This window comes from Butyrivibrio sp. AE3009, assembly GCF_000420845.1.
Classification (GTDB): domain Bacteria; phylum Bacillota; class Clostridia; order Lachnospirales; family Lachnospiraceae; genus Butyrivibrio.
In genome coordinates this window covers 1-17,160 of the sequence record NZ_ATVS01000012.1, presented here as the reverse complement: position 1 = coordinate 17,160, position 17,160 = coordinate 1, and the positions used below count along the sequence as shown (strand labels likewise).

The 17,160-nt window shown below is 48.6% G+C and carries 10 protein-coding genes and 1 riboswitch; of the genes, 6 read left to right on the top strand and 4 right to left on the bottom strand.

The window, feature by feature from the left end:
• Window positions 1-475: 475 nt before the first annotated feature.
• Window positions 476-4,015, top strand: coding sequence for a DNA polymerase III subunit alpha (locus G588_RS0108050; protein WP_022778235.1), 3,540 nt, complete (start codon window positions 476-478; stop codon window positions 4,013-4,015).
• Window positions 4,016-4,205: 190 nt separating this feature from the next.
• Here the strand turns inward: G588_RS0108050 and metK are convergent, their stop codons facing one another.
• Window positions 4,206-5,399 carry a methionine adenosyltransferase gene (gene metK, locus G588_RS0108045; protein ID WP_022778234.1) on the bottom strand — a complete coding sequence of 398 codons (1,194 nt, stop codon included), beginning with the start codon at window positions 5,397-5,399 and terminating at the stop codon, window positions 4,206-4,208.
• Window positions 5,400-5,485: 86 nt separating this feature from the next.
• A riboswitch (SAM riboswitch) is annotated at window positions 5,486-5,604 on the bottom strand.
• A gap of 109 nt (window positions 5,605-5,713) precedes the next feature.
• Window positions 5,714-8,464, bottom strand: coding sequence for a Tex family protein (locus G588_RS19635; protein ID WP_035788148.1), 2,751 nt, complete (start codon window positions 8,462-8,464; stop codon window positions 5,714-5,716).
• A gap of 216 nt (window positions 8,465-8,680) precedes the next feature.
• Here G588_RS19635 and G588_RS0108035 point away from each other — a divergent pair, with 216 nt between their 5' ends.
• From G588_RS0108035 to G588_RS0108015, 5 genes are read left to right on the top strand one after another with little or no spacing between them, the layout of a single operon-like run.
• Window positions 8,681-9,100, top strand: coding sequence for a DUF4190 domain-containing protein (locus tag G588_RS0108035; protein WP_022778232.1), 420 nt, complete (start codon window positions 8,681-8,683; stop codon window positions 9,098-9,100).
• A 42-nt stretch (window positions 9,101-9,142) separates the two neighbouring features.
• Entirely contained in the window at window positions 9,143-9,649 is a 507-nt protein-coding gene (locus tag G588_RS0108030; protein ID WP_022778231.1) for a hypothetical protein, read from the top strand.
• Between the two features lie 18 nt (window positions 9,650-9,667).
• Window positions 9,668-10,420 carry a DUF975 family protein gene (locus tag G588_RS0108025; RefSeq protein ID WP_022778230.1) on the top strand — a complete coding sequence of 251 codons (753 nt, stop codon included), beginning with the start codon at window positions 9,668-9,670 and terminating at the stop codon, window positions 10,418-10,420.
• The gene (locus tag G588_RS0108020; protein WP_022778229.1) at window positions 10,407-12,338 is read left to right on the top strand and encodes a glycoside hydrolase family 2 protein; all 1,932 of its coding nucleotides are present in this window, start codon (window positions 10,407-10,409) and stop codon (window positions 12,336-12,338) included. Before G588_RS0108025 ends, G588_RS0108020 begins: the two co-directional genes overlap by 14 nt.
• Complete coding sequence (locus tag G588_RS0108015) at window positions 12,335-13,714, top strand: MATE family efflux transporter (protein ID WP_022778228.1); 1,380 nt, start codon at window positions 12,335-12,337, stop codon at window positions 13,712-13,714. Before G588_RS0108020 ends, G588_RS0108015 begins: the two co-directional genes overlap by 4 nt.
• 49 nt (window positions 13,715-13,763) lie before the next feature.
• On the opposite strand, the gene G588_RS0108010 is transcribed toward G588_RS0108015, so the two are convergent.
• Window positions 13,764-15,038 carry a hypothetical protein gene (locus tag G588_RS0108010; RefSeq protein ID WP_022778227.1) on the bottom strand — a complete coding sequence of 425 codons (1,275 nt, stop codon included), beginning with the start codon at window positions 15,036-15,038 and terminating at the stop codon, window positions 13,764-13,766.
• Between the two features lie 60 nt (window positions 15,039-15,098).
• Window positions 15,099-16,901 (bottom strand): hypothetical protein, encoded by a 1,803-nt coding sequence (locus G588_RS0108005; protein ID WP_155830768.1) that lies wholly within the window; start codon window positions 16,899-16,901, stop codon window positions 15,099-15,101.
• Between the last annotated feature and the right edge of the window lie 259 nt (window positions 16,902-17,160).

Here is a 17,160-nt window from a genome sequence, read left to right as displayed (position 1 = left end):
CAAATGACACCTGAAATGGGATGAATAGCACTTCTCATGCCGCCGGGCATTTGATAAACTATCGATATAATGTGATCACGGAGGAGAAATGTATATGGGGACATTTTCAATCAACCCCGGCGGGGTAAAAACAAGTGCAATTCAGCTTCAAAACGCCGGGCAAAAACTGCAGTCTTTTTCACCGCAGATCCGCCATATACTACAGAAGACATCCGCAGTGTAATGTATGCCATGAAACATAACGGAGACACTTATGGTCTTTCAATTGATCAACAGGCTGCTATGAGTGGAAAATTGTATTTCAGGACGTAAACGGCATATATTACGCCTATGAAGGCAGTAGCGCCGACGGCAGCACCTTCCCACCAACCTACGGCGGAGTAGACGGCGAACTGTACGATATCTTACACCAATAATGTAGTATCGATACTGAGATATGTTATAATCAGTTATCACTTTTTATTGGGGAAAAAAAATGGCTTTTACTCACTTACACGTCCACACGGAATACTCTCTTTTGGACGGTTCCAACAAGATAAAAGAATACGTTAAAAGACTTAAGGACCTGGGCATGACCGCCGGTGCCATCACGGATCACGGCGTCATGTACGGCGTCATAGATTTTTACAAGGAGTGCAGGGCTGTAGGCATCAATCCCGTTCTGGGGTGCGAGGTCTATGTAGCTCCCGGCTCCCGCTTTGAAAAAGAGTCTGCGGTTGCGGATGAGAGATACTACCATCTGGTACTCCTTGCTGAGAACAACGTGGGCTATGCCAACCTTTCCCATATCGTAAGCCGCGGCTTTACCGAAGGCTATTATTACAAGCCCCGTGTAGACATGGAGCTTCTGGAGCAGTACCACGAGGGCATAATCGCCCTTTCCGCCTGTCTTGCCGGCGAGATTCCAAGGAATGTCATCAAGGGCGAGCCTGTTAAGGCCAAGGAAGCTGCTATGCGCCTTGATAAGATATTCGGCCACGGCAACTTTTTCCTTGAGCTTCAGGACCATGGCATTCCGGAGCAGAGAACTGTCAACAACTACCTGCTGGCTCTGTCACAGGAGCTTGATATTCCGCTGGTTGCCACGAATGACTGCCACTACACCTACGCCGACGACGCGGAGGCCCATGACCTGCTTCTCTGCATTCAGACAGGTAAAAAAGTCACCGACGAAGACCGTATGCGCTACGAAGGCGGTCAGTACTACGTCAAGAGCGAGGAGGAGATGCGACATCTTTTCCCCTATGCGCAGCAGGCTATTGATAATACGCAGAAGATCGCTGACAGATGTAACGTTGAGATTGAATTCGGCGTTACCAAGCTCCCTCACTACGAGGTGCCTGAGGGCTATGATTCCTGGACTTATCTGAATAAGCTCTGCGACGACGGTCTTGCGGAGCGCTATCCCGAGGACGACGGTACCCTTCGTAAGCGCCTTGACTACGAGCTCTCAGTAATTCAGAAGATGGGCTACGTTGATTACTTCCTTATAGTATGGGACTACATCAACTACTGCCGTCAGAATGGCATCGCCGTAGGCCCGGGACGTGGCTCCGCAGCAGGAAGTATTGTCTCCTATTGCATGCATATCACCAATATCGATCCCATTAGGTATGACCTTCTCTTTGAGCGTTTCCTTAACCCGGAGCGAGTATCCATGCCTGATATAGACGTGGACTTCGAGTACGAGAGACGCCAGGACGTTATAGATTATGTTACGGAAAAATACGGTGCCGACAAGGTTGTGCAGATCATAACCTTCGGTACACTGGCAGCCAAGGGTGTTATCAGGGATGTGGCCCGTGTTATGGACCTGCCCTACAGTTTTGGCGATACCATTTCCAAAATGATACCAACAGAGCTCAACATCACTCTTGATGCAGCTCTTAAGATGAATCCGGAGCTCCGTGCCCAGTACGAGCAGGACGAGACCGTTCACAAGCTCATCGACATGTGCAAAAAGCTTGAGGGTCTTCCCCGCCACACCTCAATCCATGCAGCCGGCGTCGTTATCTGCCAGGCTCCTGCAGAGGATCTGGTGCCACTGTCACGCTCCGCTGAAGGAAATATAACAACCCAGTTCACCATGACTACCATAGAGAAGCTGGGACTACTCAAGATGGACTTTTTGGGACTTCGCACCCTTACCGTTATCAAGGATGCAGTCCGTTTCGCCAACGAATCTCTGGGCAAAAAGCCCGGTGACGAAGGCTTCATAGACATTGATAGGATTGATTACAACGACCCTGCGGTTCTTGCCTCCATCGGAAGCGGCAAGTGCGACGGTGTATTCCAGCTGGAGTCAGGCGGAATGCAGAACTTCATGAAGGAGCTTAAGCCCCAGTCCCTTGAGGACGTAATTGCGGGCATTTCCCTGTACCGCCCCGGCCCAATGGACTTCATTCCCAAATACATCAAGGGTAAAAATGATGCTTCCTCCATCTCCTACTCCACACCGGAGCTGGAGCCGATATTAAAGCCCACCTACGGCTGTATCGTGTACCAGGAGCAGGTTATGCAGATCGTTCAGCAGCTTGCCGGCTACAGCCTCGGACGAGCTGACCTGGTTCGTCGTGCCATGAGTAAGAAGCACGAGGACGAGATGGTCATAGAGAGGGAGAACTTCGTCAACGGTAACGAAGCCGAGAATGTTCCCGGCTGTGCTTCCAAGGGAATATCCGCCGAAGTTGCCAACAGAATCTATGATTCCATGATGGACTTTGCGAAATACGCTTTTAACAAGTCCCACGCCGCCTGCTACGCTGTTGTTGCGCTGCAGACCGCATGGCTTAAATACTACTATCCTGTTGAATTCATGGCCGCCCTTATGACCTCAGTTATCGATAACTCGGGAAAAGTTTCGGGCTACATCATGAGCTGCAGGAACATGAATATCACTCTTTTGCCCCCTGACATCAATGAGGGCTTCGATGGCTTCTCTGTGGCTGAAATTGACGCCGGAGAGAATGACAGACCTATTCCCGGTGCGGCTATAACCTGCGCTCCCGGCAAGAAGAAGGCAATCCGCTATGCCCTCACAGCCATCAAGGGCGTTGGAAGGCCCGTTATCTCCGCCATTGTAAAAGAGCGTAAGCTCCGCGGCAAGTTCAAGGACATCGACGACTTCCTGACCAGAATGCAGGACGCTGACAGCGAAGTTAACAGACGCGCCATCGAGAACTTTATCAAGGCAGGCGCCTTCGACTGCTTCGAGGGCACCAGAAAACAGCTCATGACCGTCTATGGCCAGATCATGGACCGCCTCCACAGCGCAGGCAAGAACAGCATGGCAGGCCAGATGTCTCTTTTTGACATAGCAGGAGAAGACACCAAGGCCCAGTACAAGATCCCGCTTCCCAAAGTAGGAGAATTCCCTCGTGAGCTCATGCTGGAATTTGAAAAAGAAGTGCTTGGCATCTACGTTTCAGGGCACCCCCTTGAAGAATACGTTGCCATGTGGAAAAAGAAGATCACCAACACCACCACCGATTTCTATTTGGACGAAGAAACCGGCAAGCCTGTGGTTAAAGATAATGACAGAGCTGTGATCGGAGGAATAATCTCCGAGAAGAAGATAAAATACACCAAGAACGACCAGATAATGGCCTTTTTAACCTTAGAGGACCTGGTGGGAAGCATTGAAGTAATCGTCTTCCCCAAGACCTATGAAGCCAACGCCCCGCGCCTAGGCGAAGACGCCAAAATATTCATCGAAGGCCGCGTCTCCGTAGAAGACGAGCGCGATGCCAAGCTAATTGCTTCCAAGGTCACTCTCTTCGATGAAGTACCCAAGACTGTGTGGCTACGCTTCCCCAATAAGGAAGCCTATGAAGCCGCTGATGCCAGCATAATGAACATAATCTCAAGCAGCGATGGCAACGACGAAATCGCCATCTACTTAAACGACACCAAGCAGATCAAAAAGCTCGGCAGGCAATTCAGCATCAAGGCTGACACCGCTATCCTGGAGCGTTTCTCCTCGCTAATTGGCAAAGAGAATGTTCAGCTGACGTAACCTGAGGAGATAATTCATAGAACGAAAAAACGGAAATCCGCTGACTGCTTTGAGCGTAGTCGATAGGAAGCGGATTTCCGTTTTTGAGTTCTAATGAATTACAACGCAGGTGACAACAAGTGTTTTCGCAAACCGGTCACCTTTCTTACGGGGTAAACTGTATTACTGTCCGATATTGTTGCGGATTAAATTAAGCCTGTACTGCTGCCTTGAGGGCTTCTGCTCTGTCTGTAGCCTCCCAAGGAAGGTTAAGATCGTTACGGCCGAAGTGACCATAAGCTGCTGTCTGCTTGTAAATAGGTCTACGAAGGTCAAGCATCTTGATGATTCCTGCAGGACGAAGATCGAATACCTTACGAACTGCCTCTGTAAGCTTCTCATCAGAAACCTTACCTGTGCCGAATGTATCAACAAGGATTGATGTAGGCTGTGCTACACCGATAGCGTATGAAAGCTGGATCTCTGCTCTGTCTGCAAGGCCTGCTGCAACGATGTTCTTTGCAACGTATCTTGCTGCATATGCTGCAGAACGGTCAACCTTGGTGCAGTCCTTACCAGAGAAAGCTCCGCCGCCGTGACGAGCTGCTCCGCCGTAGGTGTCAACGATGATCTTACGGCCTGTAAGTCCGGCATCACCCTGAGGTCCGCCGATTACGAAACGGCCTGTGGGATTGATGTAGATCTTGGTATTGTCATCAACAAGTGAGAGGTCAACAACTGCATCGATAACGTACTTTCTGATGTCAGCGTGGATCTGCTCCTGTGTTACTTTCTCGTCGTGCTGGGTTGAGATAACGATGGCCTCAAGTCTCTTAACCTTGCCGTTCTCGTCGTACTCAACAGAAACCTGGCTCTTGCCGTCTGCTCTGAGGTAATCAAGAGTTCCGTTCTTTCTAACCTCTGTGAGCTTCTTGGTAAGCTTGTGAGCAAGGCTGATAGCGTAAGGCATGTACTCCTCGGTCTCGTTGGTAGCATATCCGAACATCATACCCTGGTCGCCGGCACCGATGGCTTCAAGCTGCTCATCTGTCATCTGGTTCTCTCTTGCCTCGAGAGCCTTGTCAACACCCATAGCGATATCAGCTGACTGCTGATCAAGTGCTACAAGTACTGCGCAGGTATTGCCGTCAAAGCCCTTAGCTGAGTTATCATATCCGATCTCGCAGATTGTCTCACGAGCGATCTTGGCATAATCAACATGAGCCTTGGTTGTGATCTCACCTGTGATGAGAACGAAACCTGTGCAGGCTGCTGTCTCGCAGGCAACACGGCTCATGGGATCCTGTGCCATGCAGGCATCAAGGATTGCGTCTGAGATGTTGTCGCAGATCTTATCGGGATGTCCCTCTGTTACTGACTCGGAAGTGAAAATAAACTTATCCATTCTAATTATCCTTTCTTCACAAAAAAACTCCGATTATCTTGTTGCGTGCGTAACAAAACAATCGGAGCTGATCATCGTATCAGATCCTCTTATTGCTCGTATTCCAATCCTTTGGAATTGCACGCTCAGGTTGGCACCTTCCGATTCGGCTCGGGGTTGCCGTGGCTTCACAGGTCCTATGTACCTCCACCACTCTGAATAAGAGAACGGTTAATTGTTAAACCGGACTTTTAGTCCGTTAAGAAATGTTAACCCATTAATCCTACAAAATCAATAGGGATTTCATAAATTCATTAACATTTTGAAAAAAATTATCATTCGTTGGCATTGCCTTTGAAAATAACGATGCCCTTTTTCTTGAACTTCTTGGGAGCCTCTGTGGTTGCTGCGCCATCTGTTGAAGCGGGCTTCTTAACAACCTTACGTACTACCTTCTTCTCGCCCTCTGCTGTGGTCGCAGCCTTAGGCGCCGCCTCTGCTGCTCCCGCCGGCGCAGATGCCTTCAGCGCCGCAGCCTTTTTGGCTGCCGGCTTCTTCGTTACGCCTGCTGCAGCGGCTACCTGGTCTACGACCGAGGTTCGCTTAGGCGCAGCCTTCTTCTCCGGCGCCGGCGTAGCCTTAGGCGCCGGCCTCTGTGCAGCCTTCGCTGCTGCCTCCGCCGCTACCTTGGCAGGATCCTGCAGTTTCATTGTCAGCGAGATTCTCTTTTTATCAAGCTCAACATCAAGTACCTGTACGTCAACGATGTCGCCTACGCTCACCGCCTCAAGAGGATGCTTAATAAACTTATCTGTAATATGTGAGATATGTACCAGTCCGTCCTGGTGAACACCTATATCCACGAAGCAGCCAAAGTCGATTACGTTACGAACCGTACCCTTCAGCACCATACCGGGCTTAAGATCCTTCATATCAAGGACGTCGCTTCTAAGGATAGGTGCAGGCATGCTCTCACGAGGGTCACGAGAGGGCTTCTCAAGCTCTGACAGAATGTCTGTAAGAGTAATCTCACCGATTCCCAGCTCCTCTGACAACTTCTTTTTCTCAGCCTCGGTGACGCGCCTTGAAAGTGAGCCTACAGAAGCACCGGCTGCATTGTCCTGGCTGCGAACTTCGCTGGCATTCTGACCACCGTTCTTACCGCCGCTTCTGCTATCATCCTCAACAACAGCCAGATTGCTGCCTGCAAGAGCTGCTGCCAGCGCTGCTCCCATGGCTGTGCCTGTATTCTTTATAACTACCTGCTTAGGCTTCTTCTGGGGCTTTGGCTTCTCGGTCTTAGCGGGCTTTTTCTCAAGTGCAGCCTTAGCCGCATTCTTCTGAGCTGCCCTTACATCGTCAAAGGTAATGCCAAGCTTGTCCATGAGCTTGAGCGTAGCTTCGTAGGACTCAGGGTGCACACTGGTTGCATCGAGAGGATTCTCACCATCTGCGATACGAAGGAAACCTGCGCACTGCTCATAGGCCTTGGGTCCCAGCTTAGGCACGTTAAGAAGGTCTACTCTCTTCTCGAACTTGCCGTGCTCCTCTCTGTAATCAACGATGTTCTTGGCGATAACCTTGCTGATACCTGAAATATACTGAAGAAGAGGTGCCGATGCGGTATTGAGATCAACACCTACCTTGTTAACACAGTCCTCAACCACGCCCTCAAGGGTCTCGCCCAGCTTTTTCTGGTTCATGTCGTGCTGGTACTGGCCCACACCGATGGACTTGGGATCTATCTTAACCAGCTCTGCCAGAGGATCCTGAAGTCTTCTTGCGATGGATGCCGCACTACGCTGTCCCACGTCAAACTGAGGGAACTCCTCTGTAGCCAGCTTACTTGCTGAATAAACGGAAGCCCCGGCCTCATTGACGATTACGTACTGAAGGGGTCTGTCCAGCTCTTTTATCAGTTCAACGATGACCTGCTCAGACTCTCTTGAAGCGGTTCCGTTACCTACGGAAATAAGGTCAACGTCATATTTGTCGATGAGCTTCTTGAGCTCTGCCTTGGACTCCTCAACCTTGTTCTGAGGAGCTGTGGGGTAGATAACCTTGGTATCAAGGACCTTGCCGGTGGCATCAACGATTGCCAGCTTGCAGCCTGTTCTGAAGGCGGGATCCCAGCCAAGTACTGTTTTGCCCGCGATGGGCGGTGCCATAAGGAGCTGAGTCAGGTTCTTGCCAAATACGGAAATAGCTCCGTCCTCAGCCTTCTCTGTCAGCTCATTTCTGATATCACGCTCAATTGCAGGTGCGATAAGTCTCTCATAGGCATCCTGATTGATCTCCTCGATGACGGGAGTTGTGATGGGATTGTCATTTTTGAGCATCTTCTTATTAAGATACTGAAGGATCTGCTCCTCGGGAGCTTCGATCTTGACCACCAGGAACTTCTCGGCTTCACCTCTGTTAAGGGCCAGAACTCTGTGTCCCAGCACCTTGCCAAGGGGCTCCTCGTACTCGTAGTACATCTCGTATACGCTCTGGGCCTTCTCATCCTTGGCCTTACTTGTAAGGCGGCCCTGCTCCATTGTGGCTTCTCTGATATATGTTCTGAAATCAGCGTTGTCGGAAACATCCTCAGCGATGATATCCATAGCTCCCTGAAGAGCTGCTGCGGGGTCATCCACACCTTTTTCAGGATCTACGAAGGCAGCTGCCTCCTCCTGCAAAGGCTTGGTTGTCTCCTGGGCAAGAAGGATCTCTGCCAGAGGCTCAAGGCCCTTCTCTCTTGCAACGCTGGCTCTTGTCTTTCTCTTAGGACGATAAGGAAGGTACAGATCCTCGATGGCAACCATGGTCTCAGCTGCGATGATCTTGGCCTTAAGCTCATCAGTTAACTTGCCCTGCTCCTCGATAGAAGCAAGAACCGCCTCTCTTCTCTCTTCAAGGCCTCTTAAATACTTAAGTCTCTCGTCGAGATTACGGAGCTGCTCGTCGTTAAGGGATCCTGTCACTTCCTTACGATAACGGGAAATGAAGGGAATTGTGTTGCCCTCGTCAATCAGCTTAATGGCTGCTTCCACCTGCCATTTTTCTACGTTAAGTTCCTCTTTGATCTTTAATACAATATCCATACTGTCCTCACTAAAAAAAAGCTTAATACTCATGCCGTATCCGATAAACTCAGCCTTATTTTTGTCTGAACTTTTCATAAACAGCACACACTCCCCTATTATACCAAGCCTTTGCGGGCATTTTCAAGACTCTGCGAAGGTCCGAAACATTGTAAAAAACCCGTTCTTATTGTAGAATCAAAATAAGAATGTATGTTTTGCACAGCGAGGAGTCACATGTCAGACAACGGGGACGATAAGTACTATTACAACAATTACAACTACAACCAGGCCCACAACGACCTGGATCAACACGTTAATCTTGCGACCGTGGCTATGGTTGCAGGACTTTTGTCAGTTCCATTTTGTTTTTTCGGATACATTGGTATCGTGCTTGGCGGCATAGCAATAGTGATGGCCATCCTGTCCAAGGGTACGGCCGCGAAGTTCCTTCCGCAGGCCAAGAAGGGCATTGCCTACGGAGCTCTCGGCGTCATAATAGGCTATGCAGTGGTTATCTCCAGTATACATATGCTTCTCACCAATCCTGAGATGCGTCAGCAGATGAACCAGATAAGCCAGCAGTTGTACGGAGTCAGCTTTGACGAGACACTTGAGGAATTGACGGGTAGTCCCGTTACTCCTGAGGGCAACTGATAGCAGTTTTCCCATATTTAAGTGTCCGGAAAAGAGGTGCCTATGAGTATTATCGGTGCTGTAAATAGCGGATACGGAGCAGTCGGATTTTTTGGCGCACCCGGTACAACGGATGCCTCCAAGGCCGAGGGTTCCAAACCTATTTTGAATCCTTCCGAGTCCACCAAGGTTCAACCCGGAAAGAAGTCCTCTCCTGCGGAATGTCAGACCTGCAAGGAGCGCAAATACCAGGACGGTTCCGATGAGATGGTCTCCTTCAAGACCGCCCAGCATATCAGCCCTCAGGCCGCAGCAGCAAGAGTTCGCGGTCATGAAGCCGAGCACGTAAGTAACGCCTACAAGGATGCAGCCCAGCATAACGGCAAGGTCCTTCAGGCTTCAGTTTCGATCAAAACGGCAGTATGTCCGGAATGTGGCAGAACCTATGTCTCCGGCGGAGAGACTGCCACCAAGATAAAATATACAAATGAAGAAAATCCTTACCAGCAGGCCAGAAAAGCCCTCGACAAACAGGGCACTCTCGGTGCAAATGTTGACCTTGCCGGCTAAGGCAGGGGAGCACACCTAATGTCAGAATTAAAAACCATATCACAGCTTAAAGCTATCGCCAAAGAGAGATCTCTTGGCAAGTACGGCACCCTCATCGGTGCCGCTATCATTCTCGGCTTCATCAGATTCCTGGTGATCTCGATTACATCCTCTTTTACCGCAGGATCAAGGAGCCCCATAGCAATCGTACTTGGCTGGCTCATTGCGATCATCGTCAATACGCTTCTCGGAGTCTTCGTATCCGGCGAAGCTTATATGTACATGAATCTTATCTATTCCCAGACCGTTAGTATATCGGATATATTCTTCGGATTTAAGCAGCAGCCCCAGAAGGCCGTGGCTCTTCAGGGCATCTTTGAGATTATCGCCAACGTGCTGACTCTGCCATATTTTGTGCTACTGTACGGCTTGCAGGCGGGTATTGATTTCTCAACTTCTATCCCATTTCTCATCCTGACGCTTGTATCATATCTTCTTTTGTTTTACGCGAAGATTGTATTTTCCCAGATCTTTTTCCTTCTCCATGACTTCCCGGACTGGTCGGTCAGGCAGATCCTCACCACCGGCATTCATCTCATGAAGGGCAAAAAACTGAAATACCTGGGCCTTATCTTGAGTTTTATCCCTATGATTCTTCTTGGGTGCATAACCCTATTTATCCCGCTGCTGTGGATCAACGTATATATGCTTGCAACCTACGCAGCCTTTTATCAGGATATTATGTCCGGCGCTGCAGCGCAGAAAGAAGAAGGTGAAAATGGACTTAATTGATGCTATCAAAGCCATAGACAAGCCCCACGAGGATGACGTCTTAAACAGACTTTTTACCCCCTGGGGAGAAAATCTTAATTCGGATAAAGTGCTGCAGGAGTACCCGCGCCCACAATTTGTCCGTGACAACTATGTGAACCTGAACGGCTACTGGGACTACACCTTTGTCTCTGAAAAAGAGTCCGTTGAGATTCCTTCCGACGACAAGATGGAGGGCAAGATCCTGGTACCTTTTTCACCGGAAGCAATGCTGTCGGGAGTTGAGAAGCGTCTTGATCCCGATCAGTATTTATGGTACAAAAAAGACCTTCCCGCCCTCACAAGGAAATTCAAGGATTCCAGATATCTGCTGCATTTCGGCGCTGTGGATCAGTTCGCCGATATCTACGTGAACGGAACATACCTGGGTTCTCACAGCGGCGGCTATCTTCCTTTTACAGTCGATATCACTGAACATCTGTATTTTTCCCCGGACGGAAGCTACGCAGAAGACAACAAACTTGCGGTAAGGGTAAAAGATACAAGTGACTCCTCCTACCACAGCAGAGGCAAGCAGACTCTTCGCCGCGGCGGCATGTACTACACCTGTCAGAGCGGAATCTGGCAGACCGTCTGGATCGAAGAGGTGCCAAGCACTTATATCAGAGAGATCCGCATCAGACCTGAGGCGGACTTAAAGACCGTATCCATAGAGATTTCCACCAATAGGCCCAGCTCCGTGACAATCAAGACTCCCGGTCTGGAACTGGTTAAATCAGGGCGCTCTTTTGACAGCAACGAATCTGCTTTCCCCGGAGATGCCTCTTTTTCCTCAGACACCTATCCCACAATTGGGCAAAAGAGTGAGGGGGATGCCCCTTCCTATTATCACTTCACCTTAAGTCTGAAGGACCCGCACCTGTGGAGTCCGGAGGATCCTTATCTATATCCTCTGCAGATTGATACAGGAGAGGATCATGTGCGCTCCTATTTCGCCATGAGATTCTTCTCCACGGAAAAAGATGACAAGGGTATCACCAGATTTTGCCTCAACCACAAGCCCTACTTCCTCATGGGAGTTCTGGATCAGGGCTACTGGCCGGATGGGCTCTACACCGCCCCCTCCGACGAGGCACTTATTTATGACATTACAGAGATGAAACGTCTCCATTTCAATATGATGAGAAAGCACATCAAGATCGAGTCTGCCCGCTGGTACTACCACTGCGACAGACTGGGCATGATCGTGTGGCAGGACATGGTAAGCGGCGGCTCTTCCTATGCCAAGCCCGTTGTAAGCTACCTGCCAACTCTTTTTCCCAAAGTATTCGGAAGAATGAGCGATGGTCCCGCCTACTACAAGACCTTCTCCAGAGGCTCCGCAGAGGGCCGCAGCGAGTGGCTGCTTGAGATGCAGAACACCATCCGACACCTCTACAACGTGCCTTCCATCGGCACCTGGGTTCTCTTCAACGAGGGCTGGGGACAGTTCAACGCCGCAGGCGCTACAGTTATGGCCAAAGAGATGGACGACTCAAGACCGATTGATCAGGCCAGCGGCTGGTTTGACGAAGGAAGCGGAAGCTTTAGAAGTGTCCACAACTACTTCCGTCCCCTTAACGTGGAGATTGACAAGGCCGGTCGCGCCTTCGTTATCTCTGAGTACGGCGGCCTTACCTGCCACCTCGACGGCCACTCCAGCGTGGACAGAGTCTACGGCTACAAGAAATTCGAGAACCTCGACACCTTCGGTGTTGCCTACTACAACCTGATAAACGGCGACCTCAAGCCCCTTATCGCCAAGGGTCTCTCCGGCGCGGTCTATACCCAGGTCAGCGATGTGGAGGAAGAGGTTAATGGGCTGATGACGTATGATAGGAAGATCACGAAGATTAATCCGAATCTTGATCCGAATATGAGTAAGAGGCTTAATCAATGAGTACTAATACCAAGTCAAATACAATAAAGGACCTTACCGTCGGCGATCCTATGAAGCTGATCTTTGGCTTCGCAATGTCGCTGTTCTGGGGCATGCTGTTTCAGCAGCTCTATAATATAATTGATACTGCCATCGTATCCTGGTTTCTTGGCAAAGAAGCCTATACCGGCATGGGAACAACAGGTGCGGTGAACTTCCTTATCATGGGCTTTTGCATGGGAGTCTGCAACGGCTTTGCCATCCCTGTGGCCCAGAGATTTGGGGCAAAAGATTATAAAAGCATGAGAAAGTTCGTTTCTCATGCTATCATTTTGTGCAGTATTTTCGCTGTTGTAATGACTTTTCTTGTCAGCATATTCTGCAGACAGATCCTGGTCGCAATGAAGACTCCCGAGGATGTTCTTCAATATGCGTATCAGTATATCATCGTTATATTCCTGGGAATCCCCGTAACCTATATGTACAACCTGCTCTCAGGTATTATCAGAGCGCTGGGCGACAGCAAGCACCCGGTTCAGTTTCTCATCATCGCTTCCATCATCAACATCGGACTTGACCTTCTGTTTATCCTGCCCCTTCACCTTGGAATCACAGGTGCAGCGCTGGCTACGGTTATTTCCCAGTTTATCTCGGGCCTTATGTGCCTCATTTTTATCATCAGAAAGATTGATATCCTTCATCTCAAGAAGGAAGACTGGAGACCGGACAGATCCCATTTCTTCATTCTTATCAACATGGGTGTTCCCATGGGTCTTCAGTACTCCATCACCGCCATCGGAAGCGTTATCCTTCAGACTGCCATCAACAGCCTTGGAACTGACGCAGCTGCTGCCGTTACCACCGGCGGCAAAGTTGGCATGTTCTTCTGCATTCCTTTCGATGCTCTGGGCTCCACCATGGCCACCTACGGCGGTCAGAACGTTGGCGCAAAAAAACTGGATCACCTGTCCCAGGGTCTTGTAGCCGCCATCAAACTGGGCTGCGGCTACGCTATCCTGGCCTTCGTGGTCCTGTACTTCTTCGGAAGGAACTTTGCCATGATCTTCCTTGATGCCGGCGAAGTGTCCTGCCTTGACAATGCCCATTTATTCCTGATCTTCAACTCAATGTTCTACATACCGCTGGCTCTGGTCAACATCGTGAGATTCCTTATCCAGGGCATGGGCTACTCCATGTTTGCGATCCTTGCCGGCGTAATGGAAATGATCGGCCGCACCCTGGTGGCAACACTTCTCGTTCCCCTCATCGGCTTCAATGCAATCTGTCTTGCAAGCCCTGTAGCATGGGTTCTGGCTGACGCCTTCCTCATTCCGGCATTCATCATCGTACGGAATCGTCTTAAGAAAATATTTAACGGACAGGTGGAAGTATACTGAGGCGAATGGGGACATGACATTGGTATAAAAACCGTCCCCACTTCATGCTTTAGAGTTTTCCTAGCAATTCTTGGTATGTTAACTCTCCGCCAAGATAATCGGATTCTCCTTCAAGTCCATCAATCACGGTCTTAATCTCTGCTTCGGTGAGGTTTTCGTCTGTGTAGTTGAGGTAAACTACTTTTCCCTCGGCGTTCTCAAGGGCTTCATCTGTGGTTTCCTCTTCGTCGGGAAAATCGTTGCCGTTGAGGTCGTCGAAGTTGTAACCCTTGAGGGCGTAGGAGCTGACCATGTGGTGGTCACTGTCCATGATTAAATAGGTGTAGTAAAAGATTGCGCCGGCATAGTCCTGATTGAAATTGGTTATGACTGCTTTCTTTTCCACATATTCATAGCCTGCATTTCCGCCTGCTCCGTAGGCCCACTCGAAGATCGGGCAGTAGAGATGTCCGTCCTCGTACATATAGAGGGACTGCATATATCCCGGCGTAGATATGACTAAATCGGGGATGTCATCATCGTTAAAATAAATAAGACCATATCTCAGTTCATCAGCTTTATATCTAAGCGCGGCGTTTTGGGTTACCGTAAGGTAAGCATCCTTGTAAGTAGCAAAGGTTCCGTCAAAGCCCTCTCCAAAAAGAAGCTTTTTTACCAAATCACCGGATATATCCTGCCCCAGAGCATCTCTTACTTGCTCAGAAAAATAGTCCTGTGAAATGAAACTATCCATGTAATCCTCGGAGTATCTCTTTTCGAATTCGCAGATGGCTACTTCCCTGCCTCTTTCAGTATCTCCGATAACGATAATGTCTTCGTAGTTATCAAAATTGCTGTCTGCAATGGTGATCTCATCTATATTCAAAAAAGTATAATCCACGAACTTGTTACCTTTATGCTCATTAAACAGAATATTATTTTCAGCCTGGACTTCGTCGCCCTTAGTAACCGTTAAATGTGCCAGCTTCCCCATACTATTTGACTCGTATGTGCTGAGGGTAAGTGTTACTTCGCCGCCATATTGGATAAGATTCGCAGTCATGCTGTAATCCGTTTCGCCAAGCTTCCACAAAGAGTTATCTTCTAGAGCTGGGGCTTCGGTGCCGGCCAGGGAGGAGGAATCGGCTTCCTTGGCTGATTCATTTGTCTGAGGACTTACCGTACTTTCCTGCGGTTCATCGGATGTGGCCACACTTGAAACTTCCTTACTTACATTTTCAAATTCTGCAGGGGCAACCGCTTGCTGCTCTGCCTGGTTTCCGCAGCCCGCGAGCATAATGGCTACAGCCGCAGTAGCACTGATTACTTTTCCAAACCTTTTCATTTGCTTAATTCTTCTTTCCTTTTTTTCAAAATATCTTTCATAAAATGATCTTCATCAATATCATTTTAATTCAATCTCAATGGGATCTGCCTCTGCACCAAAACCATTTCTGAAATAGGTAAGACCCTTATCCTTGGTCCAGGTCATGTTGCAGTAGTAGCCGGATTCAACCAGAGGATTCCAGAAGGAGAACTTGTAATTATCCCCCTCTTCTTCGATCTTTGTCTCATAATCTGTGGGGTTCTGGGGCTTCCCACTCTTTGAATAAATCAGCATAGAGTCCGTAAGAAACTCTTCCTCAGTGGGGATCTTCTCACACTGCTCTTCCATATAGATTGAATCTTCCGTAACGTAGAAGGTTCCCAGAGCATATCTGTCCATTCCGCTGTAAGTTCTCTCAGGGATATCTTCATACTGAACAGTCAGAGAGTACACATCGCCATTCTCATAATTGGCAAGAAGCTGAAGTTTAACCGTTATCTCATCGGGATCTTCTAAAAAGAAATTCTTTACTTTGTAGGTATATTCTTTTGACCCTTCTGTGAAGAAATAGTCATTGTGGACTTTGGCTGTCAGCGTGTTTCCAGCGGAAGTATTTGCTGCGGAAGCTGATGTCTTGCAAAAGCCCTCATAGGATTTCTTCAGATTCTCTGCTGTTATATCCTTGAACCAGAAGGCGTTATCAAGAAGTGCATCAACAGCCTCAGGCTCCTGACAAGGTTTTAAAGAAATGCGATTGTTCTCCATTCGCATTTCGTAATATGTATAGTCGTTACGGCCTGCACCATACTCCATATCTATAACAATATATGCGTTTTTATCAGCATTATCTGCGGATCTGATGCCCTCCATAAATAAATCGGGCTGGGATTTCATCTCCTCCAGAGCTGATGTGTCAATGGCTTCCAGGGTTCCCTCCGCAGTAACCTCATATATGTAGTTCATGGAATAGTGCCCTGTTCCTGCCCAGCCTGACTTGATAACCTCCAGCATTCCGTCATTATCAAGGTCGGTCACCGCAAATCCATAATTTGCAAAATCCGTGGCCTCAGTAAAATCGCCATGGGCCTCCTCTGAGAGTTGCCAAACTGCAGCCTCTTTCTCAAGGAGCTCCAGCTGCCCCTCAGTATCAAGTGCAGCGTTATCGGAATTTTCACTGCCTTTCCCGGCGATGACTTTCCAGTCGATGTCATCATTTCTGTGCTCATAGAATTTACCTGCCACCGCAAGCCATTCCTCCATGGTCACTTCCTTTTCATTTTCTCCCAGATAAAACCAGTCCTCAGCATCCATCTCGCGGTTTTCGTTTGCGTCGTACCAGGAGGCAACCGTCTCGGAAGTCTTTTTCCCCGACTCAAATTCCGTGTATCTGAATATATCATGAAGCGGCGCATCTCCCGGATACGCATACAAAACTCCGATAAGACCGTCTGTATTTATGGGCACGTCATAACCGCAGCCATCATATATCATCTTATATTCACCATCTACATTTTTGATAAGGGCCGACACCGGGCTGGCCAGAATAAAGAGCTCGTCCTCGCCGTCTTTATCCAGATCCATGATCACATAATTCACATCACGGTTACCGACAAGTTCTGTAAGACTGACGCTCTTGCCATCTAAGGTCTGAAGCTTTGCTTCTCCCTGCAAAAGAGCGTCATAGCTGATATTTTCAGCTGTTTCTTTTGATGTTTCTTTTGATGTTTCTTCTGTATTGGTTACAGACTTCTCCGTAACCTCCTGCAGCAAGGAATTTACATCACTGTCTTCCTGCTGCATCTGCTTATCTCCGCATCCTGTCATTACTACCATCGACGCGGCGATCATTAGTATCACTGTTCGTTTCAATACTTTTTTCATTACATTTATCTCCATATCAATAGATTATCAATTCAGTCTCCAGTTTACACACTCATTTAAACACAATATTTTTCTCTAATAAATCTCGCTATATGCCAAATGCTTATTCCTATTCCCCAAGCTATACAAATTAGTAGAATCGAGTAGGCTGACTCCTACTCGATTTCGCACACGAACATTCCGCATTTCATGCTCCATGTTCTTACGACCGGCAAATGAATTTGTATGCAAGCATCCATTCGCTTGCCGGTCTTGTGCT